Source organism: Caenispirillum salinarum AK4, from assembly GCF_000315795.1.
GTDB lineage: Bacteria > Pseudomonadota > Alphaproteobacteria > Rhodospirillales > Rhodospirillaceae > Caenispirillum > Caenispirillum salinarum.
On sequence record NZ_ANHY01000011.1, the window covers coordinates 78,342 to 91,964 of the forward strand.

The 13,623-nt window shown below is 67.0% G+C and carries 10 protein-coding genes; 5 read left to right on the forward strand and 5 right to left on the reverse strand.

The features are described from left to right. Nucleotides 1-2 precede the first annotated feature (2 nt). Nucleotides 3-1,085 carry a substrate-binding domain-containing protein gene (locus C882_RS12110; RefSeq protein WP_009540899.1) on the reverse strand — a complete coding sequence of 361 codons (1,083 nt, stop codon included), beginning with the start codon at nt 1,083-1,085 and terminating at the stop codon, nt 3-5. A gap of 468 nt (nt 1,086-1,553) precedes the next feature. Then, on the reverse strand, nt 1,554-1,754 hold the full coding sequence (locus tag C882_RS12115; protein WP_009540900.1) for a (2Fe-2S)-binding protein: 201 nt from the start codon (nt 1,752-1,754) through the stop codon (nt 1,554-1,556). 254 nt (nt 1,755-2,008) lie between these two features. Here C882_RS12115 and C882_RS12120 point away from each other — a divergent pair, with 254 nt between their 5' ends. Then, the gene (locus C882_RS12120; RefSeq protein ID WP_009540901.1) at nt 2,009-2,830 is read left to right on the forward strand and encodes a hypothetical protein; all 822 of its coding nucleotides are present in this window, start codon (nt 2,009-2,011) and stop codon (nt 2,828-2,830) included. 72 nt (nt 2,831-2,902) lie between these two features. Here the strand turns inward: C882_RS12120 and C882_RS12125 are convergent, their stop codons facing one another. From C882_RS12125 to C882_RS12135, 3 genes are read right to left on the reverse strand one after another with little or no spacing between them, the layout of a single operon-like run. Then, nucleotides 2,903-4,471 (reverse strand): SpoVR family protein, encoded by a 1,569-nt coding sequence (locus C882_RS12125; protein WP_009540902.1) that lies wholly within the window; start codon nt 4,469-4,471, stop codon nt 2,903-2,905. Continuing rightward, the gene (locus C882_RS12130; protein WP_009540903.1) at nt 4,468-5,775 is read right to left on the reverse strand and encodes a YeaH/YhbH family protein; all 1,308 of its coding nucleotides are present in this window, start codon (nt 5,773-5,775) and stop codon (nt 4,468-4,470) included. The genes C882_RS12125 and C882_RS12130 overlap by 4 nt, the downstream gene beginning before the upstream one ends. Nucleotides 5,776-5,806: 31 nt before the next feature. Further along, entirely contained in the window at nt 5,807-7,753 is a 1,947-nt protein-coding gene (locus tag C882_RS12135; RefSeq protein WP_009540904.1) for a PrkA family serine protein kinase, read from the reverse strand. Nucleotides 7,754-8,145: 392 nt separating this feature from the next. Here C882_RS12135 and C882_RS12140 point away from each other — a divergent pair, with 392 nt between their 5' ends. From C882_RS12140 to C882_RS12155, 4 genes are all read left to right on the forward strand, one after another. Next, nucleotides 8,146-8,847 carry a class I SAM-dependent methyltransferase gene (locus C882_RS12140; protein ID WP_083875831.1) on the forward strand — a complete coding sequence of 234 codons (702 nt, stop codon included), beginning with the start codon at nt 8,146-8,148 and terminating at the stop codon, nt 8,845-8,847. 103 nt (nt 8,848-8,950) lie between these two features. Next, complete coding sequence (locus C882_RS12145) at nt 8,951-11,224, forward strand: ShlB/FhaC/HecB family hemolysin secretion/activation protein (protein WP_009540906.1); 2,274 nt, start codon at nt 8,951-8,953, stop codon at nt 11,222-11,224. A 7-nt stretch (nt 11,225-11,231) separates the two neighbouring features. Further along, entirely contained in the window at nt 11,232-11,921 is a 690-nt protein-coding gene (locus C882_RS23250) for a 4'-phosphopantetheinyl transferase family protein (RefSeq protein WP_009540907.1), read from the forward strand. Nucleotides 11,922-11,950: 29 nt separating this feature from the next. After that, nucleotides 11,951-13,615 carry a cyclic peptide export ABC transporter gene (locus C882_RS12155; protein WP_009540908.1) on the forward strand — a complete coding sequence of 555 codons (1,665 nt, stop codon included), beginning with the start codon at nt 11,951-11,953 and terminating at the stop codon, nt 13,613-13,615. Nucleotides 13,616-13,623: the final 8 nt, after the last annotated feature.

A 13,623-nucleotide genomic window follows, 5' to 3' on the forward strand; every position in this document is an offset into this window, starting at 1 on the left:
TGTCAGCGGCCCTTCCCAGCGCCGGTCAGGCCGAGCACGTTGCGCCGGATCAGCGGCGTCAACGCGTCGATGTTGTCTTGCGACACCGTCAGAACCGGCAGTTTGCGCACCCGCTCCACTGCCTGCCCCCGAAGGTGTCGGTCCATGGCGGCGACGGCCTTCTCGCCCATGAGGAACGGCTGCTGCATTCCCGCCCCCACCAGCACGCCTTGCGGGATGAGATCCAGGAACTCGGGCTCCGCGTCGAAGGTCACCAGAAGCACCTCGCCGGTCCGCCCGGCCGCCGCGATGGCGTCAAGCGCGCCCTGATAGCGGTCGGACCCCTGCAGCCAGATCGCGCGCAGCGACGGGTCGCCCCGCAGGAGGTCGGAGGCGTGGTCGAAGGTTTCCTGGTAGGTAAAGTTCACCTGCTGGCGAATGCCGGAGACGCGGATCGCCCGCTCCTCCATCGCCCGCATGAACCCGGCCGTCCGGGCCTGGCCGTTGGCCCGCTTCTGCGGAATGGCGACGATTCCAACCGAACCGTCCAGCCAGCCCCGTTCGGCCATTGCGTCCGCCAGTATGACGCCGATGCCGTGTGCCCCGGTCTCGTTGTCGGAGGAGATGTAGGAGACGTACCGCCCGCCGTCCGTGCCGATGTCGGAAATGACGACGGGAACCCCCGCCTTTTCGGCCAGATCGAGGATTGTGACGCAGGCGGACGAGGTGGTCGGTGAAACGATCAGTCCCTGCACGCCCTGGCGGATGGCCTGAACCAGAAGGCTGAGTTCGTCCCGAGGGCTGTTCCCGGCCGAAAGGACCTCGACGGCATAGCTGCGTTGCCGGGCTTCCGACCGGACGCCGCGCCACATGATGTCCCAGAACGGAATCCGCAGGTCCGAGACCAGATAGGCCAGCCTGGGCGACGCCGCCGCCACACCATCGGGCGCGGCGACTGCCGTGGAGCTTATGAAAGACCCGAACAGCGCGCAGACCCCGCCGACGCTGCCCAGGCCGGCGGCGAACGTCCGTCGGGACACATGGCGCTGCAGGACGGAGGTGCCGGCTCGATCGGCGGAACGGCCGGGTTTCATCGCGTCTGTCATCGCTCCCCCTTCCTCAGGCGAACCGGCCCGCGCCGGTCGGCCCGTGCGCAGCGGTCTCAGGCGCCATGCGGCGCCCTCCTCGGCCGGATCCGAAGGGATGCGCGCCCGCCGCCCTGAAACGGCGACAGCGGACAGCCACGTCGATCAGGAGCGCAAGGCCCGCACGGCTCGATGGCCCGAAGGGAGGAGCGTCGGCATGCGTCTACTCATAAAGTATCTAGCCCATTCAAGACGGGCAGTACAAACCGTTCATTCCTGTCCTGCATCGTTCGCACGTCGGCCCTTGCGCCGTGACGGTTTCGACGCCGCAGGAAAAGGTTTGCCGTGCCCCAACAAGACGCTGCGCCACGTCGGCAAGACGGGCGTGAGTCGTGCGCCCATGAGGTCGGCGCAGATCACGGAGCGACGTGGAGAACGGGCGTGGGAGTTGGGAGCGGGGACGGAGGCGTGTCGCCGGTGGCGCGACGGCTATTCGGCCGCCATGGGCATGTCGCGCTGGGCCATGTCCAGCCGGGCGTCGGCCATCACTTCGCGCGCGCAGGAGACGCAGCGGCCGCATTGGGGCTTCTCGCCCAGGCTCTTGAAGGCCTGCGACACCGTCGTCGCCCCGGCCTGCGCGGCCTGCGTGAAGTCCCTGTCGGTCAGGCCATTGCAGATGCAGACGTACATGCGCCACCCCTTGCGTCTCGTCCTGCCTTTGAGAATGATTTGCACTCACGCCGGTTGCAAGACTTTTCCGCATTCCGAATATCTTTTTTTGCCTGGACCCGCTCGGCCGCCTTAGGGTTTTCCCCAATTGAAAACGCAACGAAGTTGCGTCGATCGTTGATGTATCGCAATGCGCTGCCGTGCCCCATCACGATAGCAGTAAGATAACAATAAAAGACCATCGGCACGGTGCCGGACCGGGGAGGGTCATCGTCATGCTCAACACGCATTTTCGCGCGCTGCGCGCCGCACGGAGCGGCCTGTCGGCGCTGGAGTTCATCGACCGCCACCGCCTGCCGGTGTGGGACACGCTTCTGCTGGAGGCCGGTTTGCTGGAGCGCTGCTCCGTCGACCTGCTGGCGGACCTGTGCGACGTTCTGGACGTGGCGCCCACCGACATGATGCCCGCCCTGGCCGGCACGGTGGACGGACCGGACCGCGACGCGCTGTTCGCCGCCGACCCCGCCCGGCTGGAGTCGCTGGGCCTGATTCAGCCGCCGCTGCCCTGCACCGCCACACTGCACTTCAGCAACGGCTTCCGCCTGGCCTGCCACCTGCCGGAGGACGACGGCCGCGCGCTGGTCACCCGCTACCAGGCCGCCGCCACCGCCGGTGCAAACGGATCAGGCTTCTTCGGCTTCGACATTGGTCCGTGCCGCTATGTGGTGAACGCGCGCCACGTCGCCTCCATCAGACTGGCGCACGACACCGAGTGGTCCGCCAATGCCTATGACGGCCTGCCGGCCGCCGGCGGTGCGCCGCTGGCGGTGATGCAGGCGGGCGATCGCGCGCCGGCGCTTGTGGATGCCGCCTGGGACGACACGGGCGAGACCGCGCTGGCCGACAGTCTCGACGGCCTGCCGACGGGCAGCGCCGCCCCCTTCGCCATCGCCTGCGGCCGCGAGGCCGGCGACGTGATGGTCGTCAACCCGACGCACCTAGCGCTGATGGTCGCCCACGTCCACACGCTCTCGCCGGTCCTGCGCGACCTGATCGCCGCCGGGCCCGATGCGGCGGACCTGGCGCTGTCGGCGTAAGCCGCCGTGACGCATGAAAAAGGCGCCGCCGGAGCCCTCCGGCGGCGCCTTTCCCGTTGATTGGACGCCCGCTCACCCGAAGCGGCGGCGGGGGCCGGCCTTGTGTTCCTTCAGGATCATGTCGGTCGCCGCGTCCACTTCCGTCAGCAACACGTCGTAGCCCCACAGGTCCGCCAGATAGCCCAGCACGCGACGGGCGTCGCCTTCCTCCAGCATCACGCCGTCGATGGCCCGGTGGCGGAGCATGAGGCGGCGGTCGCCGGTCAGGTCCACGTCCACCACCTGGATATCCGGCTCCATCCGCGCGATGTCGTAGTGCCAGGCCAGGCGGTTGCGGATTTCCCGGTAGCCGCGCTCGTTGTGGATGGCGCGCACCAGATAGGTCGGCTCGTCGCTGTCGTCGGACAGGTCGAACAGCCGGAAATCGCGGATGACCTTGGGCCCCAGGTATTGCTGGATGAAGCTCTCGTCGCGGAAGTTGTGCCAGGTGTCCTTCAGCACCCCGATGGGGTCGCCGCAGCCCGCGATGTCGGGGAACCAGCGGTGGTCTTCCTCGTCGGGGGTCAGGCAGGCGCGCTCGATGTCGCGCATCACCGCGAAGCCGACCGCATAGGGGTTGAGGCCGCTGTAGCGCGGATCATCGAACTCCGGCTGGAAGACCACGTTGGTGTGGCTTTGCAGGAATTCCAGGTAGGCGCCGTCGGGGATCAGGCCGCGGTCGTGCAGCGTGCCCATGATGGTGTAGTGGGTCCAGGTGGCGCAGCCCTCGTTCATCATCTTGGTCTGGCGCTGCGGGTAGAAATACTGCGCGATGTTGCGCACGATGCGCAGAACCTCCCGCTGCCAGCCCTTCAGCATGGGCGAGGTCTTTTCCAGGAAATAGAGGATGTTCTCCTGCGGCAGTTGCAGCAGCGCCTTGCGGCGTTCCTCCTCGCGCGAATCCCGCGGCGCGCCGGGCGTGGAGGCCTTGGGAAGCGTGCGCCACAGGTCGTCGTAGACCCGTTCCTCGTGCAACTGGCGTTCGCGGAACTTGCGCTCCTCCGACTTCAGGTCCGGCACCTTCTTACGTGGATAGCGGAAGACGCCCTGCTGTTGCAGCGCGTGGGCGGCGTCCAGCAGGCGTTCCACCTCGCCGTGGCCGTACTTCTGCTCGCACTCGGCGATGTAGCCCTGCGCGAAGTCCAGGTAATCCAGGATGCCTTCCGCGTCGGTCCACTGCTGGAAGACGTAGTTGTTCTTGAAGAAGTGGTTGTGGCCGAACGCCGCGTGGGCGATCACCAGCGTCTGCATCAGGGCGGTGTTTTCCTCCATGATGTAGCTGATGCAGGGGCTGGAGTTGATGACGATTTCATAGGCCAGCCCGCGAAAGCCCTTGCGGTAGAGCATTTCCTGCTGGGCGAAGGACTTGCCGAAGGACCAGTGCTTGTAGAGCAGCGGCAGCGCCGACGACGCATAGGCGTCCAGCATCTGCTCGGCGGTGATGACCTCGATCTGGTTGGGGTACACGTCCAGGCCCATTTCCCCGACGGCGATCTTCTCCACCGTGTCGTGGACCCGCTGGATGGTGTCAAAGTTCCATTCCGCGCCCTCGAACAGGGGCTTTTCCGCGGTCTTGATGGCGGGGGCGGCGGTGTCGGTCATGGCACCCTCCCGACGGCCTTGTCGCCGTCCTTCTTGAACAGGTCCCGGAAGACCGGGAAAATCTCGCGGCGGTGGTTCACCTTGCGCATGGCCATGGGCACCTCCGGCCCCATGATGCGGCGGTAGGTGCTCCACAGGTCGCTTTCCCGCCGGGCATGGTGCCCCGGCAGGCCGCCGTCGCCGCGCCCGACCTCGATGTAGGCGTAGTACTGGCAGATCGGCAGGATGTCTTCCTGCATCAGCGACAGCACGCGGCCGGCATCGGCGGTGATGTTGTCGCCGTCCGACGCCTGCGCGGCATAGATGTTCCAGTCGGAAACGGGATACCGCTCCCGCACCACCCGCATCATTTCCTCCAGCGCCGTGGAGACGATGGTGCCGCCGGTCTCGCGGTTGTGGAAGAAGGTGTCCTCGTCCACCTCCTGCGCCGTGTGGGTGTGGCGGATGAACACCACGTCCACATGCTTGTAGCGGCGGGCAAGGAAGATGTGCAGCAGCATGAAGAACCGCTTGGCGAGGTCCTTCATGTCCTCGGTCATCGAGCCTGAGACGTCCATCAGGCAGAACATGACCGCCCGCGCGATGGGCTTGGGCTTGGGGTCGAACCGCTTGTAGCGCACGTCGATGGGATCGACGAAGGGAATGCGGCTGGTCTTCTGCAGAAGCTCGGCCAGCTCGGCGCGCAGGGCCTCCAGTTCCTCGCTGACCTCGCCCTTGCGCTCGCGGTCCTCGATCTCTTCGTAGAGGCGGCGGATCTCCGCCTTGTTGGGGCGTTTCAGGGCGATGCGGCGCGACAGGCTGTTGCGCATGGTGCGCCCCAGGGCCATGTTCGCCGGCGCACCGGAGGGGGAGTAGCCGGCCCGGTGCCACGAGACGCTTTCGCTGGCGGCGACCTTCTGCTTCACCAGGTCCGGCAGCTCAAGGTCTTCCAGGAACAGGTCGACGAACTCGTCCCGCGACAGGGCGAAGCGGAAGTCGTCCTCGCCGCCGCCGTCCGGGCTGCCTTCGGTACCCCGGCCGCCACCGCCGGGAGGCCGCGGAAGGCGGTCGCCCTCCACGAACTCCTTGTTGCCGGGCAGGACATGGTCGCGGATGCCGCTGCCCTGCCCGTGATGGAACGTCGGCTCGCTGACCCCGGCCTTGGGGATGGACAGCTCGCCACCCTGTTCGACATCCCGCACCCCGCGGCTGGCGGAGCTTTCGTGGACCGCGTCGCGCACCAGCGCCTTGGCGCGGCGCAGGAAGCGCTGGCGGTTGGGCAGGCTCTTGCCCTTGGGGTTCAGGCGTCGGTCAATGATATGCATGGGCAATTCCCTACAGCCCGACAGAGGGTGCTCAACCAGCGTGCTTGACGCGCATGTACCACTCCACCAGCCGTCGCACCTGCCGCTCGGTGTAGCCGCGCTCGATCATGCGCTGGACGAACTCGGCGTGCTTGCGGTCGGTGTCGCTGTCTTTCTTGGTGCCGAAGCTGATGACGGGCAGCAGCTCCTCCACCTGGCTGAACATCCGCCGCTCGATGACGTTGCGGATCTTCTCGTAGGACGTCCAAGACGGGTTGCGGCCCTCGTTGTTGGCGCGCGACCGCAGGGCGAACTTCACCACTTCGTTACGGAAATCCTTGGGATTGGCGATGCCGGCAGGCTTTTCGATCTTGCTCAGTTCCTGATCCAGCGACGCACGGTCCAGAAGCTGGCCGGTGTCGGGGTCCTTGAAGTCCTGGTCCTCGACCCAGGCGTCGGCATAGTCGACGTAGCGGTCGAACAGGTTCTGGCCGTAGTCGTGATACGATTCCAGGTAGGCCTTCTGGATTTCGTGGCCGATGAATTCCGCGTAGCGCGGGCCCAGGTCGGCCTTGATGAACTCGATCAGGCGCTTTTCAAGCTCGTCGGGCATCTGCTCCTGGCGCAGGGCGTATTCCAGCACGTACATCAGGTGGACGGGATCGGCCGCCACTTCCTGAGTGTCGTGGTTGTAGGTGGCCGCCAGCACCTTGAAGGCGAACCGGGTGGAGATGCCCTCCATGCCCTCGTCCACACCGGCGGCGTCCTTGTATTCCTGCAGCGTGCGGGCGCGGGGATCGACTTCCTTCAGGCTCTCGCCGTTGTAGACCCGCATCTTGGCAAACGCATTGGAGTTCTCGTGCTCGCGCAGGCGGGAGAGCACGGCGAACTGGGCCAGCATCTCCAGCGTGCCGGGGGCGCAAGGCGCTTCCGCCAGTTCCGAATTGGCGATCAGCTTGTCGTAGATCTTCTGCTCCTCGGTCACCCGCAGGCAGTACGGCACCTTGATGACGTAGATCCGGTCGATGAAGGCTTCGTTGTTCTTGTTGTTCTTGAAGGTCTGCCACTCCGCCTCGTTGGAGTGCGCCATGACGATGCCCTGGAAGGGAATGGCGCCGATGTTCTCGGTGCCGACGTAATTGCCTTCCTGCGTCGCCGTCAGCAGCGGGTGCAGCATCTTGATGGGCGCCTTGAACATCTCGACGAATTCCAGCATGCCCTGGTTGGCCCGGTTCAGGCCGCCCGAGTAGCTGTAGGCGTCGGGGTCGTTCTGGGCGTGCAGTTCCAGCCGGCGGATGTCCACCTTGCCCACCAGCGACGAGACGTCCTGGTTGTTCTCGTCGCCCGGCTCGGTCTTGGCGATGCCGATCTGGCGCAGCCGCGAGGGATGGATCTTCACCACCTTGAAGCGCGAGATGTCGCCGTTGAACTCGTCCAGCCGCTTGATGCACCAGGGGCTCATCAGGCCGGTCAGGCGGCGGCGCGGGATGCCGAAGTTCTCCTCCAGCACCGGGCCCATCTTCTCGGGGTCGAACAGGCCGAGCGGGCTTTCGAAGACCGGGCTCAGCTCGTCGCCGGCCTTGAGCACGTAGATGGGATGCAGTTCCATCAGCGCCTTCAGGCGCTCGGCCAGCGACGACTTGCCGCCGCCCACGGGGCCCAGCAGGTAGAGGATCTGCTTGCGCTCCTCCAGCCCCTGCGCGGCATGGCGGAAGAAGCCCACGATGCGCTCGATGGTCTCCTCCATGCCGTAGAACTCATGGAAGGCCGGATAGATCTTGATAGTGCGGTTCATGAAGATGCGGCCAAGGCGCGGGTCCTTGGCGGTGTCCACCATTTCCGGTTCGCCGATGGCGGCAAGAATACGCTCCGCCGCGGTGGCGTAGACCATGGGGTCTTCGCGGCAGGCTTCCAGATAGTCGGACAGGGACATTTCCGTCTCGCGACGGGTGTCGTAGGACTTGGCGAAATCGGCGAAAAGATCGGCGGCGAGAACCATCGACTCCTCCCTAAGGATGTCTGGCGCGAACGCTCGCGCTTGGGCGGCGGGCCCGGCGGCGTCTGAGGCCGTCCATGGGCAACAATCGTCCCCTCGAGAAAGAGCGTCCTCCTCCTCAACGCGCGCCGTGGTGGTGCTGGTCGATAAGTCTTCTCGGGGCGCCCCTTCCCCTGGAGCGCTCTGCCCGTCCTGCGGCCTCCCGGCGGCGTAAGGCTTTCCCTCGTAAACACAATACGATGAAAGACAGCCTCCTTGCATCAAGATAAGATGCGCCGACGGCGAACATCACCCTGAAGAACAAAATATTTTGCCGGCATAATTCTAAAGAACATGCGGTTATTCCAGGATGTTGACCGCCGAGCACGCACCCAGTCCAGGACCCTCTACCACCAATGACGAAAGACCCCACCGCGCGCGCCTTGCCCGACCCTGGCGGAAACCCGCCCTGTCCGGTGTGCCGCGAGACGGCGACGCGGCCCTTCCAGTCCGTGCAGGGGCGGGACTACCACCGTTGCCCGGCCTGCCATGCCACCTTTCTGGACCCTGCCCAGCGCCCGGCTCCGGAGGTCGAGCGGGCCGAGTACACGGCGCACGAGAACGACCCCGCCGACCCGGGCTACCGTCGGTTTCTCGCGCGCCTCGCCGACCCGCTGCTGGCGCGGCTGTCGCCGGGCGCTTCGGTCCTGGACTACGGCTGCGGCCCCGGACCGGCGCTGGCCGCGATGTTGGACGAGGCCGGGCACCGGACGTCCCTTTATGACCCGTTCTTCCATCCCGACCCGGCGGTGCTGGCGCAGACCTACGATGCCGTAACCTGTACCGAGGCGGTTGAGCATTTCCACCACCCGGCGGCGGAGTTCGACCGGCTGGCCGGCCTGCTGCGGCCGGGCGGGGTGCTGGCGGTGATGACCTGCTTCCAGACCGACGATTCCCGCTTTGCCGACTGGCATTACCGGCGCGATCCGACCCACGTGGTCTTCTATCGCGAGGAAACCTTTCACCACATCGCCGCAGCCCGCGCATGGCGCTGCGAGACACCGGCGCGAAACGTCGCCTTTCTGACGCGACCGCCGGGCGGCGGCACGGACACGTGACACTCGCAATTGCATTGCATGGTGGATTGCAGGTCTTAAAGGTTGTATCACCGGAGGGGCGGCCGGGGGAGAGGCCGCGCCTTTTGGGGGAGAAGACACCGACATGACCACGCCCGACCTGCGTCCACGGACGTGGCGCGACGCCCGCGCCGTGTCCGCCGCCACCGCCATCGTGCTCACCCTGGCCGTTCCGGCGGCTCCGGCACACGCGCAGTCCGCCCCGACCGGCGCCAACGACATCAACCGCGTCGTGGAGCGGTTCGAAACCGGACCCGAGGCCGTCGCCTCCACCGACCCGGTGATCCCGGCCCTGCCCGACCAGACGGAACCGCCGCCGGGGGCCGAGCACATGCTGTTCACCCTCCTCGACGTCGACATTGCGGGCGACACGGTGCTGGACGCTGATGCGCGCCGCGGCCTTTATGCGGACTTCCTGGGGGAGCGCGGTCCGGTCACGCGCCTCTATACGATCGCCGACCGCATCCGCAGCGCCTACGAGGCCCGCGACCTGTTCGCGCCGACGGTGATCGTGCCGCCGCAGGACCTGGAAGACGGCACGGCCCGGCTGCGGGTGGAGCCGTTCCACCTGGACGAGGTGACGGTGCTGGCCGACGCCGATCGGGACGTCACCGCCGCCCCGGCCGTGCGCGACATCATCCAGGCCCTGCGCCAGTCCAGCCCCCTGAGCATCGCGGCCTATCAGCAGGCGGTCGAGGCCTTTTCGCGGCAAGGCTATGCGGTACTGGGCATCGAGACCGAGCCCCACCCCGGTGACGCCGGCGGTGTCGATGCGGTGGTGCATGTGTCCCGCAATGCCGCCCGGGCCTCGGGGACGCTGGTGCAGCCGGGCAAGACGCCCGACGACCCGCCGGTGAACGCCAAGCAGATCCGCTTCACCCTGAACGACGTGCAGGTCAGCGGCGCCACCGTCTTCCCCCTTTCCGACCTGTCGCCGGCATGGGACCCGCTGGTGGGCGACGAGGTGACGCTTCAGCAACTTTACGAGGCCGGGCAGAAGATCAAGGCGCAGTACGCGGCCGCCGGCTATGCCGGCACCGTGGTGACGCTGCCGCGCCAGTTCATCGTCGACGGGCGCGTGCGCCTTGATGTGCGCGAGATGAGCATCGGCAGCGTCAAGGTGGTCCTGGACGGCGAACCCCTCCCGGCCGACAGCCAGATTGCGCGCATGGCCAACCGGGTGGCCGGAACCGGACTGCTGCGCGCCGACCTCGCCGATCGCTACACCAATCTGCTGCGCGATATCCCCGGCATAACCGTCGCCTCCGTCGCCCTGCCCGAGAAGCCGGGCGGCGAGGCCGTGGTGACCCTCAGCCGCGACCGCATCCAGGCCAAGGTGGGACTGAACAACCGCGGCACGCGCTCCATCGGCCGCTTGCAGTTGATGACCGGCGTCACCGCCAACGGCGTGTTGACCGATACGGATTCACTGGCGCTCAGCGTCGTCACCGTCCCGACGCATCCCAACGAACTGAAGCTCTACACGCTGACGGAAACCATGCTGCTGGGCCTGGAGGGCACCAAGCTGACCCTCTCGGCCAGCCGCACCCATGCCTCGCCGGGCAGCCTGCAGCAGCCGTTCGGCATCGACAGCTTCAACACGTCGTATTCGGCGCGTCTCGATCATCCGGTGATCCGCACGACGCCGCTCAACCTGCACCTCTGGACGTCGCTCGAATACACCGAGAGCGAGACGGACCTGATGTGGAAGCGCGTCGAACAGGGCGAGGACAAGGTCACCGCCTGGCGCTTTGGCGCGAACCTCGACTGGGTGGACGGCGGTGGCGGCGTGACCCGTGTTTCGGGCACGGTCAGCAATGGCCTGGGGGCTTTCGGCGCCGATGATCCCGACAATCTCCTGGACCGCCCGGACAGCGTGCCCACCTTCCAGAAGATCCAGGTGGAGGCGCAGCGCAACCAGCCCCTGCCGCTTGGCCTGACCCTGGTGGGAGAGGTATCGGCGCAGATCACGCCGGACGTGCTCCCGGGCTCGGAACTGATGTCGTTCGGCGGCGAGGGCTTCGGCCGGGCCTTTCACGGCGGCGTGGTCTCCGGCGACAAGGGATGGGCCGCGCGGGCGGAACTCAACACCACCATCACCGTCGGCAAGCCCTGGCTCATGGGGGTGCAGCCCTTCGCGTGGTACGACATCGGCCAGTTCTGGATCAATGATTCCGCCCCCGGCACCGAGGACCCGAAGACCGCCGCCTCGACCGGGCTTGGCGTCCGGGCGACCGTGACGCCGTGGCTTCAGGGGCAGGTGGAGGTGGGCCTACCGCTCATCAACCACAACACGACGGTGGCAGGCCGCCCCGACAGCAGCCCGCAGGTGTTCTTCGGCGTGCTGGCGAACTTCTAGGGCCGCCATGACCGCCGCCGCGCCCGTTCCCGCCCGTGTCAGGCTGGTGCCGGCCGCCGTCCCGGCGGCAGCGGACATCGCCCTGCTGGATGCCGCCGAGCGGGCGCGGATGGACGCCTTCCATCGGGCCGAGGACCGCAACCTTTATGCCCTGGCCCACGCGCTTCTCCGGCGGGTTCTGGCGAAGGCGACCGGGCGTCCGGCAGCCTCCTTGCGCTTTGCGACCGAGAGCCAGGGGCGGCCCTTCCTGCTGAACGCCGACGGCGGCGCCCCCGACATCTGGCGCTTCAGCCTCTCGCACTGCGCGGCGGGCGTCGGCATCGCCGTACGGCGGGGCGCGGACGTGGGCATCGACGTGGAGGACGCCGCGCGCCTGGACGACGACCTGCTGCCGCTGGCCCGGCAGGTGGCGACGGCGGCGGAAGCAAACGTCCTGGCGGATACGCCCGCCGACATGCGCCGCGCCGCCTTCCTTCGCCTGTGGACGCGCAAGGAGGCGCTGCTCAAGGGCGCCGGCACCGGCCTTCTGACGGACCCGCGCCGCATCGCGACGGGCTGTAGTCCACGGGCGGAGCCTGTTATCCTCCGCCATCAGGGGACCGACTGGACGCTGATCGACCTGCGTTGCGCATGGGCGACGGCGGCCGTGGCGCTGACCGGAGCGGGGGCCACGGTGACGGTGGCCGAAGACCAATGACGGCCGCTTGAACGCGCGTAGAGGGGGACATGCAGGTACTTCAACTGTTCCACGCGGAACTTTCGCGCCAGCGCTGGAAGTTCATGATCATGGGCGCCCTGTCCGGATCGTCCAACGCGGCCGTGCTGGCGGTCATCAACCACGCCGCCGCCTCGCTGGACGAAAAGGGAGAGATGATGCGCTCCCTGATCATGTTCGTGGCCGCCATCGCGCTCTACGTGGTGTCGCAGAAGTGGCTGCTGACCATGGCGACGCGGGCGTCCGAGGTCACGGTCCACAAACTGCGCGAACGCATCGTCGAACGCATCCGCCGGGCAGAGCTTCAGGACATGGAGCGCCTGTCGTCAGCCGAGATCTACGCCACCGTCAGCCGCGAGGCCAAAGCACTGGCGGAAACCGTGCCGCTGCTGATGGTGTCCGGGCAGGCGCTGATCATGACGGTGTTCGTGGTGTTCTACATCGCCTGGCTGAGCATGACGGCCTTCTTCCTGCTGATCGGCACCGTCGTCGCCGGGGCGCTCATCCACCTGGCCCGCAGCAAGGAGGTTGCGCGCCAGTTCGCCGAGACCGACCGGCTGGAGGGCGAGCTGGTCGACGGCTTCCGCGACATGCTGGACGGCTTCAAGGAAGTGAAGATGAACAGCACCCGCTCGGCCGAACTGGGCAGCATGCTCTCGCGCCTGTCCAACCGCCTGACCGACCGCAAGGTGGAAACGGCGGGCCTGTTCGCGGGCAACCTGGTGGCGTCGCAGGTGGCGTTCTTCATCATGATCGGCGTCATGGTCTTCGTGGTGCCCAAGATGGCCGACATCGGCATCGACAAGGTGGGCATGATCACCACTGCCGCCCTTTTCCTCATGGGGCCGATTTCCAACGTGGTCTCGGGCGTGCCGCTGCTCACGCGCGCCAATGCCTCGGCCAATGCCATGCTGAAGGTGGAGGCCGAGCTGCGCGAGCTGGAGCAGCCGGAAACCGGCAGCTACGACCCCTTCTCCGACGATTTCGACGTGCTGCGCCTGCGCGACGTGACCTTCAGCCACGCCTCGGGGCGCGGCGACGCGCCCGGCGAGCACGCCTTCCACGTCGGTCCCGTCAACCTGGAAATCCGCAAGGGCGAGGTGCTGTTCATCACCGGCGGCAACGGCTCGGGCAAGTCGACGCTTCTCAAGCTGATGACCGCCCTCTACCACCCCGACGGCGGCGCGGTGATGCTGGACGAGCGCCGCGTGACGCCGGAGAACGCCCAGTCCTACCGCGACCGGTTCTGCGTCATCTTTTCCGACAACCACCTGTTCCGCGAACTCTACGGCGTGGAAACGGTGGATTGGGACGAGGCGGTGGAGCTTCTGCACCTGCTGGAGATGGACCACAAGGTGCGGCTGGTGGACCGGCGGTTCTCGACCGTGTCGCTGTCGGGCGGCCAGCGCAAGCGCCTGGCGCTGATTGCCGCCATGCTGGAAAAGCGTCCCATCTGCGTCTTCGACGAATGGGCGGCCGACCAGGACCCGTACTTCCGCTGGAAGTTCTACCGCGAAATCCTTCCGCGCCTGCGCGACCAGGGCAAGACGATCATCGCCGTAACCCACGACGACAAGTATTTCGACGTCGCCGACCACCGCGTGCACATGGAGGAAGGCCAGTTGTCCAGGGTGTCCGAGGGCAGCGCCACCGGCCACCACGAGGACCCGGCGTAACGCCCTTA

What these genes read in the sequence shown, in the direction of transcription:
- C882_RS12110 (WP_009540899.1), bottom strand. Translation starts at nt 1,085, where the DNA reads ATGACAGACGCGATGAAACCCGGCCGTTCCGCCGATCGAGCCGGCACC.
- C882_RS12115 (WP_009540900.1), bottom strand. Translation starts at nt 1,754, where the DNA reads ATGTACGTCTGCATCTGCAATGGCCTGACCGACAGGGACTTCACGCAG.
- C882_RS12120 (WP_009540901.1), top strand. Translation starts at nt 2,009, where the DNA reads ATGCTCAACACGCATTTTCGCGCGCTGCGCGCCGCACGGAGCGGCCTG.
- C882_RS12125 (WP_009540902.1), bottom strand. Translation starts at nt 4,471, where the DNA reads ATGACCGACACCGCCGCCCCCGCCATCAAGACCGCGGAAAAGCCCCTG.
- C882_RS12130 (WP_009540903.1), bottom strand. Translation starts at nt 5,775, where the DNA reads ATGCATATCATTGACCGACGCCTGAACCCCAAGGGCAAGAGCCTGCCC.
- C882_RS12135 (WP_009540904.1), bottom strand. Translation starts at nt 7,753, where the DNA reads ATGGTTCTCGCCGCCGATCTTTTCGCCGATTTCGCCAAGTCCTACGAC.
- C882_RS12140 (WP_083875831.1), top strand. Translation starts at nt 8,146, where the DNA reads ATGACGAAAGACCCCACCGCGCGCGCCTTGCCCGACCCTGGCGGAAAC.
- C882_RS12145 (WP_009540906.1), top strand. Translation starts at nt 8,951, where the DNA reads ATGACCACGCCCGACCTGCGTCCACGGACGTGGCGCGACGCCCGCGCC.
- C882_RS23250 (WP_009540907.1), top strand. Translation starts at nt 11,232, where the DNA reads ATGACCGCCGCCGCGCCCGTTCCCGCCCGTGTCAGGCTGGTGCCGGCC.
- C882_RS12155 (WP_009540908.1), top strand. Translation starts at nt 11,951, where the DNA reads ATGCAGGTACTTCAACTGTTCCACGCGGAACTTTCGCGCCAGCGCTGG.